Raw genomic sequence first — 21,713 nt, 5'->3', positions numbered from 1 at the left:
TATATACCCCTTCAACTATTTTTTTGAGTCGGCGTTTAATGATGCTGCATGAGCATCCATATCAAATACCTCACCCTTAAATATCCAAACCTTAATACCGATAATTCCGTAAGTGGTTTTCGCTTCAGCTGTTCCGTAATCAATATCAGCCCGCAACGTATGAAGCGGCACACGACCTTCGCGATACCATTCCGTTCTGGCAATTTCAGCTCCATTTAGCCTGCCAGCAACAGTGATTTTTATGCCTTCAGCGCCTAAACGCATGGTGTTCGTCACAGCTCGCTTCATCGCTCGGCGGTACATGATCCGCTTTTCTAACTGTTGAGCTATGCTTTCTGCGACTAAATACGCATCAAGCTCTGGCTTACGAATCTCTTCGACGTTTAATTGGACAGGAACCCCCATCATCGCGGATATGCTCTGCCTTAACACATCGATATCTTCGCCTTTTTTACCTATCACAATCCCAGGACGAGCGGTGTGCACAGTAATATTGGCATTATTCGCAGGGCGATTTATTTGCACCCTGCTAACAGATGCGTGAGCTAACTTTTGTTTGATATATTCTCTAACCTTCAAATCCTGCAATAGAAATACAGGGTAATTCTGGCTATTTGCATACCATCTCGAAGTCCAATCTTTTACTATCCCGAGACGAATCCCAGTGGGATGTACCTTTTGTCCCATTTTCTACCTCTATTTCTCTGCTACTTTAATTGTTATGTGACAAGTTCTTTTTAGGATGTGATTTGCACGTCCTTTCGCCCTTGCGCTAACTCTCTTTAACGTTCTGCCTTCATTAACGAATACAGTCGAAACCTTTAATTCGTCAACGTCCGCACTTTCGTTATGTTCCGCGTTAGCTATTGCCGACTCTAGAACTTTTTTGATTATCGCAGCAGCTTTCTTAGAGCTGAAACTAAGCAAATTCAATGCTTTTTCAACAGGTAACCCGCGTATTTGATCCCCCACAAGCCTTGCTTTTTGCGCAGAAAGAGGAGCATTACTTAATTTAGCCGAAACTTCCACATTCACTCCTTATCTTGATTTCTTGTCTGCTATATGGCCTTTATAAGTCCTTGTAGGTGAAAACTCACCCAGCTTATGCCCGACCATATTTTCTGAAATCAATACCGGCACATGCTGCTTCCCATTATGTACCGCAATAGTCAATCCCAGCATATCAGGGCTGATCATTGACCTTCTAGACCAGGTTTTAATCGGTTTCCTATTATTCGCTCTCACCGCTTCTTCGATTTTTTTAAGCAAGTGATGATCTATAAATGGACCTTTTTTAATTGAACGTGGCACGTCAAATACCTCTTATTTTTGCTTACGGCGTCTGACAATCATATTATCAGTACGTTTGTTTTTTCGAGTTTTATAGCCTTTTGTTGGCGTTCCCCAAGGAGAAACAGGGTGTCTTCCACCCGAGGTTCTGCCTTCACCACCACCATGAGGATGATCTACGGGGTTCATCGCCACACCTCTAACAGTAGGTCTAACACCGCGCCATCTTTTCGCACCTGCTTTTCCTAACGAAATAAGATTGTGCTCAGAGTTTGAGACCTCACCAACTACGCCTTTACAATCTGACGGAACTTTTCTCATCTCTCCAGAGCGTAGCCGGATAGTGACGTATGCGCCGTCTTTAGCAACCAATTGAACAGAGGTTCCTGCGCTTCTAGCTATTTGTGCGCCTTTTCCTGGCTTTAGCTCGATACAATGAATTGTGGTACCCAAAGGCATATTTCGCAGAGGCATACAGTTGCCAGGTTTAACCGGCGTTGTTTCCCCACTCAATATCTCTTGACCAACCTCTATCCCTTTTGGGGCGATTATGTATTTGCGCTCACCATCTTTAAAAAGAATCAGCGCTATATTCGCAGTTCGGTTAGGATCGTACTCAATGCGCTCTACCAATGCGGGGATATCAGTTTTGTCGCGTTTAAAGTCTACTATCCGGTAGAATTTTTTGTGTCCACCACCAATATGTCGAGTGGTTATCCTACCGAGATTATTACGACCGCCAGTGTTGCTTTTTTTGTCAAGTAGTTGCGCAAATGGCTTACCCTTATGCAAATCATTATTTTGTACACGCACTACAAACCGAGAACCCGGAGATGTCGGTTTTGATTTTAGAATAGCCATGCTCTTCTACCGCTCCTTATTTGCTTTAAAGTATTATGCTGTCGCTAATTCAATGTTATGACCAGGCTGAAGCTTAACATAAGCTTTTTTCCAGTCGGATCGCTTACCCAATGTTCGTCCGAATCGTTTTACTTTTCCTTTAACATTCAGAACACGAACGGCAGCTACTTCAACACCAAACATCAGTTCAACAGCATTTTTAATCTGCAATTTTGTTGCAGATTTTTTAACTTTGAATACAAACTGATTACTTTGGTCCGCAGCGTTGGAACTTTTCTCCGACACAATTGGCGCATGCAAAACACTTGCTAATTTGATCTGCTCAATACTCATGCCAAACGCTCCTCAATCTGTTTCAGCGCTGTTGCTGTCGCAATTACCTTATCCGCGGACACCAAAGACACTGGATCCACACTACTTGGAGTGACTACCGCTATATAAGGTATATTTCTAGCCGCTAGAATTAAATTCTCATTTAAGTCGTCCGCCACCACTAACAACCTTTTTGCATCGATACCCTTAATCTTGCTCAAAAAGTCTTTTGTTTTTGGTGTTGCCGGCGTTATGTCGTTGCATACAGCTAATCTACCCTGTCTCAACAATTCAGAAAAAATAGATCTAATACCAACCTTGTACATTTTTTTGTTCAACTTCTGATCAAAAGATCTTGGTTGAGCTGCGAACGCGACACCACCTGTACGCCATACCGGGCTTCTGGTTGTTCCAGCTCGCGCACGACCTGTACCTTTTTGACGGAACGGCTTAGCACCGCCGCCACTCACCGCAGCACGATTCTTTTGGCCTTTAGTACCCGATCTTGCTGCTGAAAGATATTTGGTTACCAGCTGATGCACTAGGGTTTCATTAAAATCCTGTCCGAACACTAATTCGGAGACATCCAGCGCCTGTGCAGAATCTTGATTATTGATTGCAGGTATTTGCAAAGTCATAAATTAACCTTTATTTAACATTTTAACTGCAGGTGTGATAACCACATCACCACCCTTGGCACCAGGCACAGCGCCTCTGACTAAAATCAGGTTCCTTTCAGCATCTACAGCATGTATAGTCAAATTCTGTATTGTTGTTTTAACAGCGCCCATATGTCCGCACATCTTTTTGCCTTTAAACACACGACCGGGTGTTTGGTTCATACCGCTGGAACCAGGAACCCGATGGGAGCGTGAGTTACCGTGCGTCGCGTCTTGCGTTCTGAAGTTATGGCGTTTGACTGTACCGGCAAAACCTTTACCAATACTTGTACCGGACACATCAACAACCTGCCCAGCTTCGAACACGTTAACACTCAACTCCGCACCAGCAGAAAACTCGGATGCTTCGCTCTCGCTCAGCCTGAATTCCCACAAGCCACGCCCAGCGGTCACATTGGCAGATGCGTAATGCCCAGCCATTGCTTTGTTGACTTTTGAAGACTTCACATCACCCGCCGCCACCTGAATAGCGCGATAACCATCAGTTTCAACGCTCTTTACCTGTATAACTCTGTTGGAGTCAATGTGAAGTACGGTAACAGGTACCGAAGAGCCATCTTCGCAAAATATTCTGGTCATACCACATTTACGACCAATAAGACCTATTGACATCTGCCAATCCCTCTAAATTATTACTTGCTGCTATTTAAGCTTAATTTGAACATCGACCCCAGCCGCCAGATCCAACTTCATCAAGGCGTCAACAGTCTTATCGGTTGGCTCAACGATATCAAGCAACCTCTTGTAAGTTCTCAGTTCATATTGATCACGCGCATCTTTGTTAACATGCGGTGAAATCAATACAGTAAAACGTTCTTTTCTAGTAGGCAAAGGAATGGGGCCCTTTACTTGGGCGCCCGTTCGCTTCGCTGTTTCTACTATCTCACCCGCCGACTGATCAATCAATTTATGATCAAAGGCTTTTAATTGGATTCTGATAGTTTGATTAGCCATCTTGATTACTCGATAATAGAAGCAACAACACCCGCACCCACGGTGCGACCACCTTCGCGAATCGCAAAACGCAAGCCGTCCTCCATCGCAATCGGTGAGATAAGTTTTACGGTAACGGCGATGTTATCGCCAGGCATTACCATTTCCACGCCTTCTGGCAAATCTACCGCACCGGTTACGTCGGTCGTTCTGAAGTAGAACTGCGGACGGTAGCCATTAAAAAATGGAGTATGACGACCACCCTCTTCTTTAGACAGCACATATATTTCTGCTTTAAAGTGGGCATGTGGCTTGATGGTATTCACATGCGCCAATACTTGACCACGCTCCACGTCTTCTCTTTTAGTACCACGCAACAGTACACCGACGTTATCGCCCGCTTGACCTTGGTCGAGCAGTTTGCGGAACATTTCCACACCTGTGCAGGTCGTTTGAACTGTATCTTTGATGCCGACGATCTCGACGGCTTCGCCAACTTTGATGATACCCCGCTCAACACGTCCGGTTACTACGGTACCGCGACCTGAAATTGAGAACACGTCTTCGATAGGCATCAAGAATTTGCCGTCGATCGCGCGTTCTGGCTCGGGAATGTAACTGTCCAACGCTTCAACCAAGCGAACTACGGATTGTACACCAATTTCGCTTTGCTCGCCTTCTAAAGCTTTCAATGCGGAACCAACGATAATAGGAGTGTCGTCACCTGGAAATTCGTATTGATTCAACAGCTCGCGAATTTCCATTTCAACCAGTTCAATCAACTCAGCGTCATCTACCATATCGGCCTTGTTCAAGAACACAACAATGTAAGGCACACCGACTTGACGTGACAACAGAATGTGCTCGCGCGTTTGCGGCATAGGACCGTCCGCAGCAGAGCAAACCAAAATCGCGCCGTCCATTTGGGCAGCACCGGTAATCATGTTTTTAACGTAGTCAGCGTGACCAGGGCAGTCAACGTGGGCATAGTGGCGGTTGGCTGATTCGTACTCTACGTGTGACGTAGAAATGGTTATACCGCGCGCACGTTCTTCCGGGGCATTGTCGATTTGATCAAAAGCCTTAACTTCGCCGCCTTGCAGCTCCGCCATGACTTTTGTTAATGCCGCTGTCAATGTGGTTTTACCGTGGTCAACGTGACCAATGGTGCCTACGTTTACGTGCGGTTTCTTTCTTTCAAATTTTTCTTTAGCCATGATTCAATACCTGATATGTAAAAAATTTAAGATACTTTTCTAATAATCGCTTCCGCAATGCTTGCAGGTGCTTCGTTATATCTTTCAAACTGCATACTGTACGTTGCTCTGCCCTGAGTCGCCGACCTAAGATCCGTGGCATAACCGAACATTTCGGCAAGAGGGACTTCGCACTCTATTACCTTTCCGGCCGGAACATCTTCCATTCCGTGAATGACACCTCTCCGTCGATTAATGTCACCCACTACCTCACCCATATAATCCTCGGGTGTTACCACCTCGACTTTCATAATAGGTTCAAGCAACGCAGGATTTGCAGTCTTAGCCCCATCCCTGAAACACATAGATCCTGCTATCTTGAAAGCCATTTCATTCGAATCGACATCATGATATGAACCATCGAATAAACTAACCTTTACATCAACAACCGGAAAACCTGCCAAAACGCCATTTTCCATTTGCTCTTGCACACCCTTGTCTATGGCCGGGATATACTCCTTGGGAATAGCACCGCCAACCAACTCACTCACAAATTCATAACCAGTGCCCGGCTCTTTTGGCTCCAACCGGAGCCATACATGCCCGTATTGACCCTTGCCTCCAGATTGCCTGATGAATTTTCCTTCGCATTCCACAGCACGCTTTATAGTTTCCCTATAAGCAACTTGGGGAGCCCCAACATTTGCGGCAACATTAAACTCTCTTCTCATCCGGTCAACGATAATTTCAAGATGCAATTCGCCCATTCCTGAAATTATTGTCTGACCCGACTCAGGGTCGCTACCCACTCTAAAGGACGGATCTTCTTGCGCAAGCTTAGCTAGCGCAGCGCCCATTTTATCTTGATCAGCTTTTGTCCTAGGCTCAACAGCAACAGCAATTACAGGCTCAGGAAACTCCATTTTCTCAAGCAGAATTGGCTTTTCAATATCACAAAGAGTATCACCAGTGGTGACGTCTTTCAGACCGATCAGCGCAGCGATCTCGCCGGCCCTCACCTCATTGATTTCGACGCGACTATTGGCGTGCATCTGAACAATGCGTCCAATTCTTTCTTTTTTACCTTTACCGACATTTAAAACCGCATCTCCAGACTTTACCAAACCGGAGTAAACCCTAAAAAATGTCAAGGTCCCAACAAATGGGTCAGTGGCTATTTTAAATGCTAACGCTGAGAAGGACTCATCATCAGAAGCACCACGAGTCGAACTAATGCCAGCATCTGACAGACCTTCTACGGGCTTTATATCGAGAGGGGATGGCAAAAAATCAATCACACCATCAAGAACACACTGCACACCTTTGTTCTTAAAGGCCGACCCACAATAAGCCGGAACCAACTTATTCTGCAGAACCTGCGCCCTTATACCCAGTTTTATTTCTTCGTTTGTCAAAACACCTTTTTCAAGATATTTATCCATTAATTCTTCGGACGCATCTGCAGCAGCTTCAATTATACGCTCGCGCCAATTTACAGCAGATTCTTCCATTTCTGCTGGAATTTCCGTTTCCGTAAAACTCACACCCATGTTGGCATCTTCCCAATAGATTGCCTTCATTTTCAGCAAATCTATAATGCCTTTAAAGCTCTCCTCCGCCCCAATCGGCAATTGCATTGGAATTACATTGCTACCAAGCCGAGATTTAATTTGCTCAACGACGCGCAAAAAATTTGCGCCGGAACGATCCATCTTGTTTACAAATGCCAGCCTTGGCACATGGTATTTGTTTGCCTGGCGCCAGACCGTTTCCGACTGAGGCTCCACCCCACCCACCGCACAAAAAACAGCGCACGCACCATCCAAAACACGCAAAGACCGCTCCACCTCTATAGTGAAATCGACGTGCCCAGGCGTATCTATAATATTAATTCGATGCTCCGGGTATTGCTTTTCCATTCCCAACCAGAAGCACGTAGTCGCAGCAGAAGTGATTGTTATACCCCTCTCCTGCTCTTGCTCCATCCAATCCATTGTCGCAGCACCATCATGGACCTCGCCCATCTTGTGCGAAACCCCGGTGTAAAACAGTATCCGCTCGGTCGTAGTTGTTTTTCCGGCATCTATATGCGCCATAATGCCTATATTACGATAACGCTCTATAGGCGTCTTACGAGCCACAACAACTACCCTGCTTAACTTTTCTTACCAGCGATAATGAGCAAACGCTTTATTAGCTTCAGCCATTCTATGCGTGTCTTCGCGTTTCTTTGCAGCGGCGCCTCGACCCTCAGAGGCGTCCAACAACTCACCCGCCAACTTAGCCGCCATGGTTCTTTCGTTACGCTTACGCGCCGCATCAATCAACCAGCGCATCGACAGCGCCAACCTTCTGGCAGGACGCACTTCGACAGGCACCTGATAAGTAGCACCACCAACCCGGCGCGACTTAACCTCAACGCGCGGCTGAACGTTTTCCAATGCTTTTGCAACCAAATCTAAAGATTCTTTATGACCTTTACCTTCGATAACATCCAAAGCACCGTAAACAATTTTCTCAGCGACAGACTTCTTACCATCCTCCATAATCATGTTCATGAATTTTGACAGCATATCGCTACCAAAACGCGGATCTGGATTAATGACTCTTTTTGCAGCAACTCTTCTTCTTGACATCTGTTATCAACCTTTATTTCTTAGGTCTTTTCGCGCCATATTTGGAGCGACCACATTTTCTATCCTTAACACCAGAAGTATCGAGACTCCCCCGAACCACGTGATAACGCACACCAGGCAAATCTTTCACACGACCACCCCGAATCAGCACCACAGAGTGCTCCTGAAGATTGTGTCCTTCACCACCGATATAGCTACTTACTTCCGCACCATTGGTCAGCCGCACCCTCGCAACCTTACGCAAAGCTGAGTTCGGCTTTTTCGGGGTTGTAGTGTAAACCCTGGTACAAACCCCGCGCCTTTGCGGACAAGCCTCCAACGCCGGAACGTTAGTCTTTTCTATTTTTTTAGCACGAGGCTTACGGACCAATTGATTGATCGTGGCCATTCTTAACTACTCCAAATATGCAATGTTTAATAAGCAATAAAGGACTCTGCGCGATCACAGATCAATACAGCTCCGCCCAAACCTATTGGCCGATGTGAGCAGAGCATGATACCTTTACAATAGACCTAGGTCAAGCGTTTTTAAAATTCTCTACTCTACATTCAAAGCTTGTTTCAACGCTTCCTCCACATCGACAGCTTCAATGGCCTGACTAGAAGCTTCTGAACCGGAACCAGAGTCCGCCGCCCTTCTCTTACGTCGCTGTTCATGGTAAGCCAAACCAGTACCCGCCGGTATGAGACGACCAACAATGACGTTCTCTTTTAAGCCATTCAAGCTATCGCTGATACCTCTTACCGCCGCATCTGTCAACACCCGAGTCGTCTCTTGGAACGACGCCGCCGAAATAAATGACTCGGTGGCCAACGATGCTTTCGTGATACCCAGCAACAAAGAATCGTAGCTAGCCGGAATCTTACCTTCACGTTCAACTTGGTCGTTCACTGAGTTAATCATGGTACGTTCGACCTGCTCTCCTTTGACGAAATCTGTGTCTCCAGAGGCGGTAATCTCGACTTTTCTGAGCATTTGGCGGATGATTGCCTCAATATGCTTGTCGTTGATTTTTACACCTTGCAGACGATATACATCTTGAATTTCTTTTACCAGGTAGTCGGCCAATTCTTCGATACCGCGCAGTCTTAAAATATCATGAGGGGTCAGCTCACCTTCAGCGATGGTTTCGCCTTTATCAACAAATTCACCCTCGAATACGGTGATATGCCGCCACTTTGGAATTAGGGTTTCGTATTGCTCGCCTTCCGAATCCGTGATGATGACGCGCTGCTTACCCTTAGTTTCTTTACCAAAGGAGACCATACCGGTTGCCTCCGCCAAAATAGCAGGGTCTTTTGTTTTACGCGCTTCAAACAGATCAGCAACCCTTGGCAAACCACCGGTAATATCCCTGGTTTTACTGGATTCTTGCGGAATTCTCGCTAAAACGTCACCAACCTTTACTTCCCCTCCGTCCTTAACCCCAACGATAGCGCCTGCAGGTAAAAAGTATTGAGCTGGAATATCAGTACCCGGCAAATTGATTTGCCCACCTTGCTCATCAAGAAGACGAACCATAGGCCGCAACTCTTTACCGGCTGAGCTTCTTTGCTTAGGATCCGTAACCACTCTCGAGGTTAAGCCAGTGACATCATCTGACTGCTCTTGAACGGTGATCCCGTCCATAAAATCAATCAGCTGAATAAAACCGTCTACTTCGGTGATAACCGGGTGAGTATGCGGATCCCAGTTCACGATAATATCGCCAGCACTGACCGGGCTACCATCACCCACCGACAATACGGCACCGTAAGGAATTTTGTAACGCTCACGCTCACGACCGTAATCATCCATAACCCCAACCTCGCCAGACCGAGATACCGCAACAAGATTGCTCTCTCTGTTCTTAACGGTTTTTAGGTTATTGAGCTTTGCAGTACCGCTGGATTTAACTTGCACGTTGCTAACCGCAGCAGACCGCGAAGCAGCACCACCGATGTGGAAGGTCCGCATTGTCAGCTGAGTACCAGGTTCACCAATTGACTGTGCCGCCACAACGCCCACGGCTTCACCGATGTTAACTAAATGACCGCGCCCTAAATCACGCCCGTAGCATTTGGCACAAACACCTTGCCTCGATTCGCAAGTAATCACAGAGCGCACCAACATCTTGTCAACGCCGTTATCTTCCAGAACCGTGACCAAATTTTCGTCAATCATGGTGCCGGCAGGAATCAGAATATTATTGCCGGCGGGATCGGTTACGTCTATCGCCGCGACTCTTCCCAACACGCGATCAGCCAAAGGCTCAACCACGTCCCCGCCTTCAATAATCGGCATCATGGTCAGACCGTTTTGTGTACCACAATCAGATTCAGCAATCACCAAATCCTGTGCGACGTCGACCAAACGTCGAGTCAAATAACCCGAGTTAGCGGTTTTAAGCGCGGTATCCGCCAAGCCTTTGCGAGCACCGTGGGTTGAAATAAAGTACTGTAATACGTCCAAGCCTTCACGGAAGTTCGCAGTAATCGGCGTCTCAATAATGGAGCCATCCGGTTTAGCCATCAAACCCCGCATACCCGCCAACTGGCGAATCTGTGCGGCGGAACCCCGCGCACCGGACTCGGCCATCATAAAGATGGAGTTGAACGATTTTTGCTTTACATTCTCGCCTTTTGAGTTGACAACTTCGTCTTCACCCAAACCTTCCATCATTACTTTCGCGACCTGATCATTGGCGCGAGACCAAATATCAACGACCTTATTGTAACGCTCACCGTCCGTAACCAAACCGGAGGCGTACTGGTTTTGAATTTCATTAACCTCGGCGTCGGCGGAACGAATGATGTCGGCTTTCTTGACGGGAATTTCCATGTCTTCGATACCGAAAGACACCCCGGAGCGCGTGGCATATTTAAATCCCAGGTACATGATCTTATCTGCCAACATTACGGTTTCTTTGATACCGAGATAGCGGTAGCTATAGTTGATCAGCCGGGAAATATTCTTCTTGGTCATGTCGACGTTGACCAATTCGTAAGGCATACCGTCTGGCACAATACCCCAAACGATTGCGCGCCCTACCGTAGTTTTCTTTCTGCTGACGATGGTTTCGAAGTCGCCTTCCGGAGTTTTCAATTTCTCGGTGACGCGCACTTCAATTTTACTTTGCAATTCAACAGCTTTAGCGTCAAGCGCTAACATTACCTCTGACAAATCGCCAAATACACTACCCTCGCCTACCGCATTAATTTTCTCACGTGTAATGTAATACAAGCCCAAAACTACGTCCTGAGAAGGATTGATTACTGGCTCACCGTTGGCGGGCGATAAAATATTGTTAGTTGCCATCATCAAGGTACGCGCTTCCAACTGCGCCTCAATAGACAACGGAATATGCACGGCCATTTGGTCGCCGTCGAAGTCGGCGTTGAACGCACTACAGACCAAGGGATGCAACTGAATGGCTTTACCTTCGATCAAAATCGGCTCAAATGCTTGAATACCTAATCTATGCAACGTCGGAGCACGGTTTAGTAATACCGGATGCTCACGAATTACTTCTTCAAGAATATCCCATACTTCCGCACCTTCACGTTCCACCATTTTCTTGGCTGCTTTGATCGTCGTCGCTAAGCCACGCAACTGCAATTTGCTGAATATGAAAGGTTTAAACAACTCCAAAGCCATTTTTTTCGGCAAACCGCACTGATGGAGCCTTAATGTCGGCCCCACCACGATAACCGAACGTCCGGAATAATCGACGCGCTTGCCCAACAAGTTCTGCCGGAAACGACCTTGCTTACCTTTGATCATATCGGCCAAAGATTTCAAAGGACGTCTGTTGCTACCGGTGATAGCACGACCGCGGCGACCATTATCCAACAACGCATCGACCGCCTCTTGCAGCATGCGTTTTTCGTTGCGAACGATGATGTCAGGCGCGTTCAAATCCAGCAAGCGTGTTAAGCGATTATTTCTGTTGATTACCCGACGATATAAATCATTCAAATCGGAGGTTGCGAAACGACCGCCATCCAATGGCACCAATGGACGCAACTCGGGTGGCAATACTGGCAAGACCGTCATAATCATCCATTCCGGACGATTATTAGAAGCCAGCAAAGAATCGATAACTTTCAGCCGTTTCGAATATTTTTTGATTTTGGTATCGGAATTCGTCGCGTTGATTTCTTCACGTAGCGTGTTGATTTCTTCTTTTAAATCAATTGATTTGAGCAAATCATAGATCGCCTCGGCACCCATTTTTGCAACGAAATCGTCGCCGTGTTCTTCAACAGCGTTCAAATATTCTTCGTCGGTCAGAAGCTGGCCTTTCTCCAACGGAGACATGCCCGGATCAATCACGACGAATGTTTCAAAATACAACACCCGTTCGATCGAACGCAATGTCATATCCAATAGCAAAGCAATCCGGGAAGGCAGTGATTTCAGAAACCAAATATGCGCCACCGGGCTGGCCAAATCGATATGGCCCATTCGTTCGCGGCGTACTTTAGACAAGGTAACTTCGACGCCGCATTTTTCGCAGATGACGCCGCGATGCTTTAGGCGCTTGTATTTACCGCACAAGCACTCATAGTCGCTGATGGGTCCGAAAATCTTGGCGCAAAACAAGCCGTCACGTTCCGGTTTAAAGGTTCGGTAATTGATTGTCTCAGGCTTTTTCACTTCACCATAAGACCATGAACGAATCATGTCCGGCGAAGCCAATCCAATGCGGATATTGTCAAAATCGTCTGTACGACCTTGACGTTTTAAGAAATTCATTAAATCTTTCAAGAGCTTATCCCCTTTAAATGTTATCCGATATTGTCCAGAATCTATCTCGCAAAGAACAGAATTAGTCTTGTTCCATTTCGATATTCACTGCCAGCGAACGAATCTCTTTCACTAAGACATTGAATGATTCCGGCATGCCGGCTTCCATTGAATGGTTGCCATCGACAATGTTTTTATACATTCTGGTTCTGCCTGTCACGTCATCGGATTTGACCGTCAACATTTCTTGCAATGTGTACGCGGCGCCGTAAGCTTCCAGGGCCCAGACCTCCATCTCACCAAAACGCTGGCCACCGAATTGCGCTTTACCGCCCAACGGTTGCTGCGTTACCAAACTGTAAGGGCCGGTAGAACGCGCATGCATTTTGTCGTCCACCAAGTGATTCAGTTTCAGCATATACATGTAACCCACAGTAACTTCACGCTCAAACGGTTCGCCTGTTAAGCCATCGTACAGTACGGTTTGCCCGTGCTCCGGTAAATCGGCCAAACGCAACATGGTACGAATATCTTCTTCCGAAGCCCCGTCGAAGACCGGGGTCGCCATCGGTACACCGGCAACCAAGTTGACCGCCATCTCTAGAATTTCTTTATCGGTAAACGAATTCAGATCTTCCTTTCGGCCGCTGCAATTGTAAATTTTCTCCATGAAACCACGTATTTCCGCGACTTTTGCTTGAGCTTCCAGCATCTTACCGATCTTGATACCCAAGCCTTTAGATGCCCAACCCAAATGCGTTTCCAACACCTGACCAACGTTCATCCGCGATGGTACGCCAAGAGGATTTAACAAAATGTCGACGGGGTTACCGTCAGCGGTATACGGCATGTCTTCAATCGGCACGATTTGGGAGATAACCCCCTTGTTACCGTGACGGCCGGCCATCTTGTCGCCCGGCTGAATACGTTTTTTAACAGCCAAATAAACTTTGACCATTTTCAACACGCCCGGCGCCAAATCGTCGCCCATGGTGATTTTTTTCTTTTTCTGCTCGAAACGCTCGTCGAACTCTTTACGTTGCTGCTCGACATGCTCGGCAACGGTCTCCAATTGCACGTTGACATCTTCGTCTTGTGTGCGAATTTTCAACAACTCGGAAGGCACCAAGCCATCCAGATAATCAGCGGTAATTTCTTCGCCTTTTTTCAAGCCATTCGGACCCTTTTCGGCTTTTTTACCAGCTAACAAGGTTTTTACCCGAGCAAAAATATCGTGCTCGACGATTTTCAGTTGGTCATCCAAGTCTTTCCGGTAACGCTTGATTTCCGCATCTTCGATTTCCAGGGCTCGCTTGTCCTTTTTCACTCCATCACGAGTGAAAACCTGAACATCAATCACAGTACCGCGCACGTTGCCCGGCACACGTAGCGACGTGTCTTTCACATCGGCTGCTTTTTCGCCGAAGATGGCTCTCAGCAACTTCTCTTCTGGCGTTAATTGCGTTTCACCTTTCGGCGTCACTTTACCCACTAGAATGTCGCCGCCTTTCACTTCCGCACCGACGTATACAATCCCGGATTCATCCAATTTGGATAAGGCTTCTTCACTAACGTTTGGAATGTCCGCGGTAATCTCTTCCGGACTGTGCTTGGTTTCGCGAGCTACGCAGGTTTTTTCTTCGATATGAATAGTCGTAAAGCGATCTTCCTTTACTACTCGCTCAGACACCAAAATGGAGTCTTCGAAGTTATAGCCATTCCAGGGCATGAAGGCTATCAACATGTTTTGACCCAGGGCCAATTCGCCGATGTCGGTCGAAGGGCCGTCCGCCAAAATATCGCCGGCTCTGACGATGTCGCCGAGTTTAACCAGTGGTTTTTGGTTGATACAGGTGTTTTGGTTGGAACGGGTATATTTAATCAAGTTGTAGATATCCACGCCTGGCACACCCGCAACGGTCTCTTCGTCATTCGCACGTACTACGATACGCCCGGCATCAACCGCTTCGATACGACCACCACGAGTTGCTACCACGGTTACACCCGAGTCTTTTGCGACGACACGTTCCATACCTGTACCGACCAAAGGCTTCTCTGCACGCAATGTGGGAACCGCTTGACGTTGCATGTTCGAACCCATCAGCGCCCGGTTCGCGTCGTCATGTTCCAAGAACGGGATGATGGATGCCGCCACGGATACGATCTGCTTGGACGATACGTCCATATATTGCACGGTTTCGGACGAAGCCAAGGTGAATTCGTCTTTGTAACGGCAAGACACCAAGCCTTCAACCAATTTGCCGTTTTCGTCAACCGCCACGCTGGACTGCGCGATAACGTATTCTCCTTCTTCGATTGCGGAAATGTAATCGACCTGATCGGTTACTTTACCGTCGACCACTTTCCGGTACGGAGTTTCCAAGAAGCCGTATTCGTTGGTTCTGGCGTAGACAGACAATGAGTTAATCAAACCAATGTTCGGCCCCTCTGGCGTTTCGATAGGGCAAACTCGACCATAGTGAGTGGTGTGTACGTCACGAACCTCGAATCCAGCGCGCTCTCTGGCTAAACCGCCAGGACCCAGTGCCGAAACCCGACGCTTGTGGGTAACTTGCGATAACGGATTGTTCTGGTCCATAAATTGCGACAACTGGCTGGAACCAAAGAATTCCTTGACTGCCGCAGAAACAGGCTTAGCGTTGATGATTTCCTGCGGCATATAGCCCTCGGAATCCGCCAAGGTCAAACGTTCTCTGACAGCCCGTTCGACTCGAACCAAACCGATGCGGAACTGGTTTTCGATCATTTCGCCAACAGATCGTACACGTCTGTTACCCAAATGGTCGATATCGTCCACGGTACCGTTACCATTTCTGATTTTGATCAGTTCTTTCAAAACATCGATGATGTCTTCTTTGCTTAGCGTGCCCGGGCCTTCGGTTTCTTCACGCCCCAATCGACGATTGAATTTCATCCGGCCAACGGCTGATAGATCGTAACGTTCGTCGGTAAAGAACAGGTTTTCGAATAGGTTTTCCGCAGACTCTACGGTAGGCGGCTCACCAGGACGCATCATTCTGTAGATTTCCACCAATGCCTCCAGGCGATTTGTGGTGGTATCCAAACGCATCGAATTGGAAATGTAAGGTCCTCTATCCAAATCGTTAACATACAATGTATCGATTTCGCGAACACCCGCATCGATCAACTTCTGTAATAAATTGTCGGTGATTTCGTCATTAACACTAGCCAACAGCTCACCGGTGGATGTATCGACAACATTGTGGCCTAGAATTTTTCCGTACAAATAGTCCCTAGGCACTTCGATTTCAGTGACACCGGATTTTTCCAGTTGGCGAACATGTTTGGCAGTAATTCTGCGCCCCTCTTCGATAACAACGTTACCGTCGTGCTTAATATCGAAAACAGCCATTTCACCACGCAACCTATCCGGGATCACGTGAAACATCAATTTTTCGGCGCTCAATGAGAACTTGTTGGTTTCGAAGAAAATTTTGATCATTTCTTCGTTTTCATATCCCAAAGCCCGTAACAAAATAGTCGCCGGAATTTTTCTACGTCTGTCTATACGCACGTAAACAGCGTCTTTATGATCAAATTCGAAATCCAACCATGAGCCGCGATAAGGAATGACTCGGGCATTAAACAACAACTTGCCGGACGAATGGGTTTTACCTTTGTCGTGGTCGTAAAATACACCGGGGGATCTGTGCAACTGCGACACAATGACCCGCTCAGTGCCGTTAATCACGAACGTACCGTTGTCGGTCATCAGAGGCAGTTCACCCATGTAAACTTCCTGCTCTCTAATATCCTTAACGACTTTGGTATTAGCAGGCGCGTCTTTATCATAAATAACTAGACGCACTAAAACACGCAAAGGCGCTGAAAATGTAGCGCCGCGCTGTTGACACTCTCTTACATCGAATGCGGGTTCCCCCAAGCGATATTTAACATACTCCAATACGGCATAGCCGGAATGACTTACTACCGGAAAGACACTGGAGAATGCGGCATGCAGCCCTTGATTGCGCCGTTTATCCGGCTCTATGCCGGACTGCAAAAAATTTGCGTACGAATCAATTTGTGTTGCCAAAAGATAGGGAACTTCCAATACTTCGGAACCCTTCCCAAAATTATTACGGATACGCTTTTTTTCGGTAAAAGAATAGGCCATATTGCTTCTATACCTTCGTCGTCAGAGATTATTTACTACTGTTTTAGAAACAGTAAAAGGCCGACGGCAAAATGCCGTCAGCCCGGTTTGATAGGCTTATGCCTGGTATGCAGTCAAGATGCTTATTTGATTTCGGCAGTTGCGCCAGCTTCTTCAAGCTCTTTTTTCGCCGCTTCGGCTTCGGCTTTGTTGACACCTTCTTTAACAGTAGTAGGTGCGCCTTCAACAGCGTCTTTCGCTTCTTTCAAGCCCAAGCCTGTCAAACCGCGAACAGCTTTAATAACCGCTACTTTGTTTTCGCCGAAACCGGTCAAGATAACATCGAACTCGGTTTGCTCTTCAACAACAGCCGCCGCTACAGGAGCTGCAACCGCTACTGCCGCAGCAGCAGAAACGCCAAACTTTTCTTCCATCGCTGAAATCAGATCAACGATTTCCATCACAGTCATGTTAGAGACTGCTTCCAAGATGTCTTGTTGTGAAATTGCCATTGTATATTCCTCTAAAATTAATGAGTTTTAACTGGTTAACGCGAGATTATGCCGCTTCTTTCTCGTCTCTGATTGCAGCCAGAGTACGTGCGAGTTTCTCAACCGGTGCTTTCATGACCGACATCAGCATGCTGATACCTTGGTCACGGGTTGGCAATCTTGCCAATCTATCCAACTCCGATCCGTCAAAAGCCTGACCACCGATTGCCACTACTTTCGCGATCAGTTTGTTATGGCCCTTGGAGAATTCGCTGATGAGCCGTGCAGCGCAGCCTGGATCTTCCATGGAAAATGCCAGTATTAAAGGACCGACCAGCCCTTCCTGCATACATTCAAACTCAGTCCCAGCGACAGCACGTTTAGCCAGTGTATTTTTGACTACGCGCAAATAAACGCCCGTTTCTCTCGCGGTTTTACGCAGCTCCGTTAATTCGGTAACTGTCAAACCCCGATATTCCGCCGCGATGGCGGAATGGGCTTTAGCGGCGAATTCAGCAACTTCCTCTACGACAACTTTTTTGCTATCTAAATTGAGTGCCACATCTACCTCCGGTACTTTCCGATTATCCATCGGAATCTATGAAACGCATCTTACGATGCCCCTTTCACGGTCCCTTTCACCAGCTTTGCGGCTCCAGCTCCCGTCTGCGTAGGAAAATTAAGCTTTCGCACCTACGGTCTTTGACGGTTGCCGATAACTCGGCAACCCAAAGCCTTACAACTTGTTAAATTCTTAAATGTCGATACTGCCTTGATCGATCCACAAGCCAGGACCCATGGTCGAGGACAATGCAATCTTTTTCAAATAGACGCCTTTGGCAGCCGTCGGTTTAGCTTTTTTAAGATCTGAAATCAAAAACTCCAAATTTTGTTTGAGCGCAGTTTCATCGAAAGATACTTTACCGATAGAGCAATGAATAATGCCTGATTTATCTGTGCGGTATCTGACCTGCCCTGATTTGGCATTTTTAACTGCTGTGACAACGTCAGGCGTCACGGTACCTACTTTCGGGTTTGGCATCAGGCCTCTTGGGCCTAAGATTTGCCCTAATTGGCCCACTACACGCATTGCATCAGGCGAGGCAATTACCACATCAAAGTTCATTTCGCCGCGTTTTACTTGCTCAGCTAAATCGTCCATACCAACGATGTCGGCACCCGCTTCGCGAGCCGCATCCGCATTTGGGCCTTGTGTAAATACAGCAACTCTTACTGTTTTACCGGTACCGTTTGGTAACACGGAAGCGCCACGAACGTTTTGATCAGATTTACGTGGATCAACACCCAAGTTAACACTCACATCCACAGACTCATCAAACTTGCTATTGGCAAACTCTTTCAACAGAGCCACTGCTTCGGCAACCGAATATTGTTTACTTCTAACTACCTTTTCTTTGATAGCCTTTGCTTTCTTAGTTACTTTTGCCATTACACGCCCTCCACGTTCAAGCCCATGCTGCGAGCGCTTCCCGCAATAATTCTTATCGCCGCCTCCAAATTTGCTGCGTTCAAATCTTCCATTTTGGTTTTAGCAATTTCTTCCAGCTGAGCACGCGAAACGGTGCCTACTTTATTAGAATTAGGCTTGCTGCTTCCGCTTTTAATACCCACTGCTTTTTTCAACAAAACCGAAGCAGGTGGCGTCTTGGTAATAAAAGTAAAGCTTTTATCACTATAGACGGTGATAACAACAGGCAAAGGCAGGCCTTTCTCAACTTCTTGAGTTCTTGCATTAAACGCCTTGCAGAACTCCATAATATTGACACCACGCTGACCCAATGCAGGACCAATTGGTGGACTAGGATTAGCCTCGCCTGCTTTAACTTGCAGCTTGATGTACGAATCAATTTTTTTTGCCATTTTATACTCCTAACGGGTGCAAACGCTTTTCAGCTCCCCAACAAACAAAAATCCCGGCCATGCAAATGACAGGGATTCGTAAAAATCTCAAATTGTAGTCTAGACTTTTTCAACCTGTCCAAATTCTAATTCAACCGGCGTAGATCGACCAAAAATAAGAACCGATACGCGCAACCGGCTTTTCTCGTAATTCACTTCTTCTATATTGCCGTTAAAGTCTTTAAATGGGCCATCAGTAATCCGCACAACTTCCCCAACTTCAAACAATACTTTGGGCCGTGGCTTATTCACACCCTCTTCGACACGATTTAATATTGCCATTGCTTCCTTTTCTGAGATTGGTGACGGCCTATCTGATGCCCCGCCTATAAAGCCCAATACCCTAGGAACATTTCTTACTAAATGCCATGTTTCGTCATTCAATTCCATTTGCACAAGCACGTATCCGGGAAAGAATTTCCTTTCACTTTTACGCTGCTGACCCATGCGCATTTCAACAACTTCTTCAGTAGGGACCAGAATTTTTCCAAAAAACTCTTCCAGACCTTCGCGTTTTATACGCTCTTCAAGAGCCTGCTTGACTTTATTTTCAAAATTGGAATACGCATGAACGACATACCAGCGAAGCGACATTATTTAATCCCCTGGCTCATCAAAAGCTGAACACCCCAAAACAAAAACATATCTAGCAACCACAGTATTAAGCCGACTATGAATACCATCAAAAAAACCATCAGCGTAGTACGAACCGCCTCGTCTTTAGTGGGCCACACTATCCTTTTGAATTCTTGCTTGGACTCCAGCATAAAGCCCCATAGACCGCGGCCCTTAGCAGTAGTAAAAGCAACAGCTATAGCAGCCGCTAAAACAGCCACCAAAACTAAAACGCGGTAAAGAAGCTGCAAATCAGAAAAATAATAAAACGCTGATATGCCAACAACAACAAAAACCAAAGATAAAGCCAACTTTACGATGTCCACCACTGAGGAGACCTCTTCTGCCTGTGCGTTCATTTAGTCAACTTGAATTAAATTATGAAGATTTTCTGAATGGCAGGCCAGGAGGGACTCGAACCCCCAACTTGCGGTTTTGGAGACCGCTGCTCTACCAATTGAACTACTGACCTATTCAGAAAATATTTTTTGAATCAAAAACGGCTATTACTCGATAATAGAAGCAACAACACCCGCACCCACGGTGCGACCACCTTCGCGAATCGCAAAACGCAAGCCGTCCTCCATCGCAATCGGTGAGATAAGTTTTACGGTAACGGCGATGTTATCGCCAGGCATTACCATTTCCACGCCTTCTGGCAAATCTACCGCACCGGTTACGTCGGTCGTTCTGAAGTAGAACTGCGGACGGTAGCCATTAAAAAATGGAGTATGACGACCACCCTCTTCTTTAGACAGCACATATATTTCTGCTTTAAAGTGGGCATGTGGCTTGATGGTATTCACATGCGCCAATACTTGACCACGCTCCACGTCTTCTCTTTTAGTACCACGCAACAGTACACCGACGTTATCGCCCGCTTGACCTTGGTCGAGCAGTTTGCGGAACATTTCCACACCTGTGCAGGTCGTTTGAACTGTATCTTTGATGCCGACGATCTCGACGGCTTCGCCAACTTTGATGATACCCCGCTCAACACGTCCGGTTACTACGGTACCGCGACCTGAAATTGAGAACACGTCTTCGATAGGCATCAAGAATTTGCCGTCGATCGCGCGTTCTGGCTCGGGAATGTAACTGTCCAACGCTTCAACCAAGCGAACTACGGATTGTACACCAATTTCGCTTTGCTCGCCTTCTAAAGCTTTCAATGCGGAACCAACGATAATAGGAGTGTCGTCACCTGGAAATTCGTATTGATTCAACAGCTCGCGAATTTCCATTTCAACCAGTTCAATCAACTCAGCGTCATCTACCATATCGGCCTTGTTCAAGAACACAACAATGTAAGGCACACCGACTTGACGTGACAACAGAATGTGCTCGCGCGTTTGCGGCATAGGACCGTCCGCAGCAGAGCAAACCAAAATCGCGCCGTCCATTTGGGCAGCACCGGTAATCATGTTTTTAACGTAGTCAGCGTGACCAGGGCAGTCAACGTGGGCATAGTGGCGGTTGGCTGATTCGTACTCTACGTGTGACGTAGAAATGGTTATACCGCGCGCACGTTCTTCCGGGGCATTGTCGATTTGATCAAAAGCCTTAACTTCGCCGCCTTGCAGCTCCGCCATGACTTTTGTTAATGCCGCTGTCAATGTGGTTTTACCGTGGTCAACGTGACCAATGGTGCCTACGTTTACGTGCGGTTTCTTTCTTTCAAATTTTTCTTTAGCCATTTTGGAACACCCTAACTACAACAAAAACAAACCTAAATCTGGAGCTCATAACCGGATTTGAACCGGTGACCTCTTCCTTACCAAGGAAGTGCTCTACCTACTGAGCTATATGAGCGAGTAATTTACCCCGAAATGGAGCGGGTGATGGGAATCGAACCCACGCAATCAGCTTGGAAGGCTGGAGTTCTACCATTGAACTACACCCGCAGATCCCA

At 46.8% G+C, this 21,713-nt stretch carries 21 protein-coding genes and 3 tRNA genes; all 24 read right to left on the bottom strand.

The window, feature by feature from the left end; genetic code table 11:
• Window positions 1–15 precede the first annotated feature (15 nt).
• Window positions 16–687 (bottom strand): 30S ribosomal protein S3, encoded by a 672-nt coding sequence (gene rpsC / locus JL719_RS04290; RefSeq protein WP_033157219.1) that lies wholly within the window; start codon window positions 685–687, stop codon window positions 16–18.
• 9 nt (window positions 688–696) lie between these two features.
• Window positions 697–1,029: a 50S ribosomal protein L22 gene (gene rplV, locus JL719_RS04285; RefSeq protein ID WP_033157220.1), complete on the bottom strand. Its 333-nt coding sequence runs from the start codon at window positions 1,027–1,029 to the stop codon at window positions 697–699.
• Window positions 1,030–1,038: 9 nt separating this feature from the next.
• Window positions 1,039–1,311 (bottom strand): 30S ribosomal protein S19, encoded by a 273-nt coding sequence (gene rpsS, locus JL719_RS04280; RefSeq protein WP_084153316.1) that lies wholly within the window; start codon window positions 1,309–1,311, stop codon window positions 1,039–1,041.
• A gap of 12 nt (window positions 1,312–1,323) precedes the next feature.
• On the bottom strand, window positions 1,324–2,151 hold the full coding sequence (rplB, locus tag JL719_RS04275; protein WP_084153317.1) for a 50S ribosomal protein L2: 828 nt from the start codon (window positions 2,149–2,151) through the stop codon (window positions 1,324–1,326).
• Between the two features lie 33 nt (window positions 2,152–2,184).
• Window positions 2,185–2,478, bottom strand: a complete 294-nt coding sequence (rplW, locus tag JL719_RS04270; protein ID WP_171697812.1) for a 50S ribosomal protein L23 — start codon at window positions 2,476–2,478, stop codon at window positions 2,185–2,187.
• Between the two features lie 2 nt (window positions 2,479–2,480).
• The gene (rplD, locus tag JL719_RS04265; protein ID WP_033157223.1) at window positions 2,481–3,101 is read right to left on the bottom strand and encodes a 50S ribosomal protein L4; all 621 of its coding nucleotides are present in this window, start codon (window positions 3,099–3,101) and stop codon (window positions 2,481–2,483) included.
• 3 nt (window positions 3,102–3,104) lie between these two features.
• Window positions 3,105–3,755: a 50S ribosomal protein L3 gene (gene rplC, locus JL719_RS04260; RefSeq protein ID WP_033157224.1), complete on the bottom strand. Its 651-nt coding sequence runs from the start codon at window positions 3,753–3,755 to the stop codon at window positions 3,105–3,107.
• A gap of 30 nt (window positions 3,756–3,785) precedes the next feature.
• On the bottom strand, window positions 3,786–4,097 hold the full coding sequence (gene rpsJ / locus JL719_RS04255) for a 30S ribosomal protein S10 (protein WP_020484801.1): 312 nt from the start codon (window positions 4,095–4,097) through the stop codon (window positions 3,786–3,788).
• A gap of 5 nt (window positions 4,098–4,102) precedes the next feature.
• The gene (tuf, locus tag JL719_RS04250) at window positions 4,103–5,293 is read right to left on the bottom strand and encodes an elongation factor Tu (RefSeq protein ID WP_033156112.1); all 1,191 of its coding nucleotides are present in this window, start codon (window positions 5,291–5,293) and stop codon (window positions 4,103–4,105) included.
• 26 nt (window positions 5,294–5,319) lie between these two features.
• Entirely contained in the window at window positions 5,320–7,413 is a 2,094-nt protein-coding gene (fusA, locus tag JL719_RS04245) for an elongation factor G (protein ID WP_033159595.1), read from the bottom strand.
• Window positions 7,414–7,437: 24 nt separating this feature from the next.
• Window positions 7,438–7,908, bottom strand: a complete 471-nt coding sequence (rpsG, locus tag JL719_RS04240; RefSeq protein WP_020484799.1) for a 30S ribosomal protein S7 — start codon at window positions 7,906–7,908, stop codon at window positions 7,438–7,440.
• Between the two features lie 13 nt (window positions 7,909–7,921).
• On the bottom strand, window positions 7,922–8,296 hold the full coding sequence (rpsL, locus tag JL719_RS04235; RefSeq protein ID WP_013820393.1) for a 30S ribosomal protein S12: 375 nt from the start codon (window positions 8,294–8,296) through the stop codon (window positions 7,922–7,924).
• Between the two features lie 150 nt (window positions 8,297–8,446).
• Complete coding sequence (gene rpoC, locus JL719_RS04230) at window positions 8,447–12,658, bottom strand: DNA-directed RNA polymerase subunit beta' (RefSeq protein ID WP_201799016.1); 4,212 nt, start codon at window positions 12,656–12,658, stop codon at window positions 8,447–8,449.
• Between the two features lie 61 nt (window positions 12,659–12,719).
• The gene (gene rpoB, locus JL719_RS04225) at window positions 12,720–16,796 is read right to left on the bottom strand and encodes a DNA-directed RNA polymerase subunit beta (protein WP_033159597.1); all 4,077 of its coding nucleotides are present in this window, start codon (window positions 16,794–16,796) and stop codon (window positions 12,720–12,722) included.
• Window positions 16,797–16,918: 122 nt separating this feature from the next.
• Complete coding sequence (rplL, locus tag JL719_RS04220) at window positions 16,919–17,287, bottom strand: 50S ribosomal protein L7/L12 (RefSeq protein ID WP_020484796.1); 369 nt, start codon at window positions 17,285–17,287, stop codon at window positions 16,919–16,921.
• A 46-nt stretch (window positions 17,288–17,333) separates the two neighbouring features.
• The gene (gene rplJ, locus JL719_RS04215) at window positions 17,334–17,828 is read right to left on the bottom strand and encodes a 50S ribosomal protein L10 (protein WP_026147170.1); all 495 of its coding nucleotides are present in this window, start codon (window positions 17,826–17,828) and stop codon (window positions 17,334–17,336) included.
• 192 nt (window positions 17,829–18,020) lie between these two features.
• On the bottom strand, window positions 18,021–18,716 hold the full coding sequence (gene rplA, locus JL719_RS04210; RefSeq protein ID WP_033159598.1) for a 50S ribosomal protein L1: 696 nt from the start codon (window positions 18,714–18,716) through the stop codon (window positions 18,021–18,023).
• Window positions 18,716–19,147 carry a 50S ribosomal protein L11 gene (gene rplK, locus JL719_RS04205; RefSeq protein ID WP_020484793.1) on the bottom strand — a complete coding sequence of 144 codons (432 nt, stop codon included), beginning with the start codon at window positions 19,145–19,147 and terminating at the stop codon, window positions 18,716–18,718. Before rplK ends, rplA begins: the two co-directional genes overlap by 1 nt.
• Before the next feature lie 99 nt (window positions 19,148–19,246).
• On the bottom strand, window positions 19,247–19,780 hold the full coding sequence (gene nusG, locus JL719_RS04200) for a transcription termination/antitermination protein NusG (RefSeq protein WP_033159599.1): 534 nt from the start codon (window positions 19,778–19,780) through the stop codon (window positions 19,247–19,249).
• A complete protein-coding gene (gene secE, locus JL719_RS04195) occupies window positions 19,780–20,160 on the bottom strand; it encodes a preprotein translocase subunit SecE (protein WP_033159600.1) in 381 nt (126 codons plus the stop codon). Before secE ends, nusG begins: the two co-directional genes overlap by 1 nt.
• A gap of 37 nt (window positions 20,161–20,197) precedes the next feature.
• A tRNA-Trp gene (locus tag JL719_RS04190) sits at window positions 20,198–20,273 on the bottom strand.
• 34 nt (window positions 20,274–20,307) lie between these two features.
• A complete protein-coding gene (gene tuf, locus JL719_RS04185; protein ID WP_033156112.1) occupies window positions 20,308–21,498 on the bottom strand; it encodes an elongation factor Tu in 1,191 nt (396 codons plus the stop codon).
• 39 nt (window positions 21,499–21,537) lie between these two features.
• Window positions 21,538–21,613 (bottom strand) — tRNA-Thr (locus tag JL719_RS04180).
• 18 nt (window positions 21,614–21,631) lie between these two features.
• Window positions 21,632–21,705: transfer RNA gene (locus tag JL719_RS04175), tRNA-Gly, on the bottom strand.
• Window positions 21,706–21,713 lie beyond the last annotated feature (8 nt).

Source organism: Methylomonas sp. LW13 (assembly GCF_016865255.1).
Classification (GTDB): domain Bacteria; phylum Pseudomonadota; class Gammaproteobacteria; order Methylococcales; family Methylomonadaceae; genus Methylomonas.
Note: the sequence above shows the minus strand (reverse complement) of the source record. Positions and strands in the feature narration are given on the sequence as shown.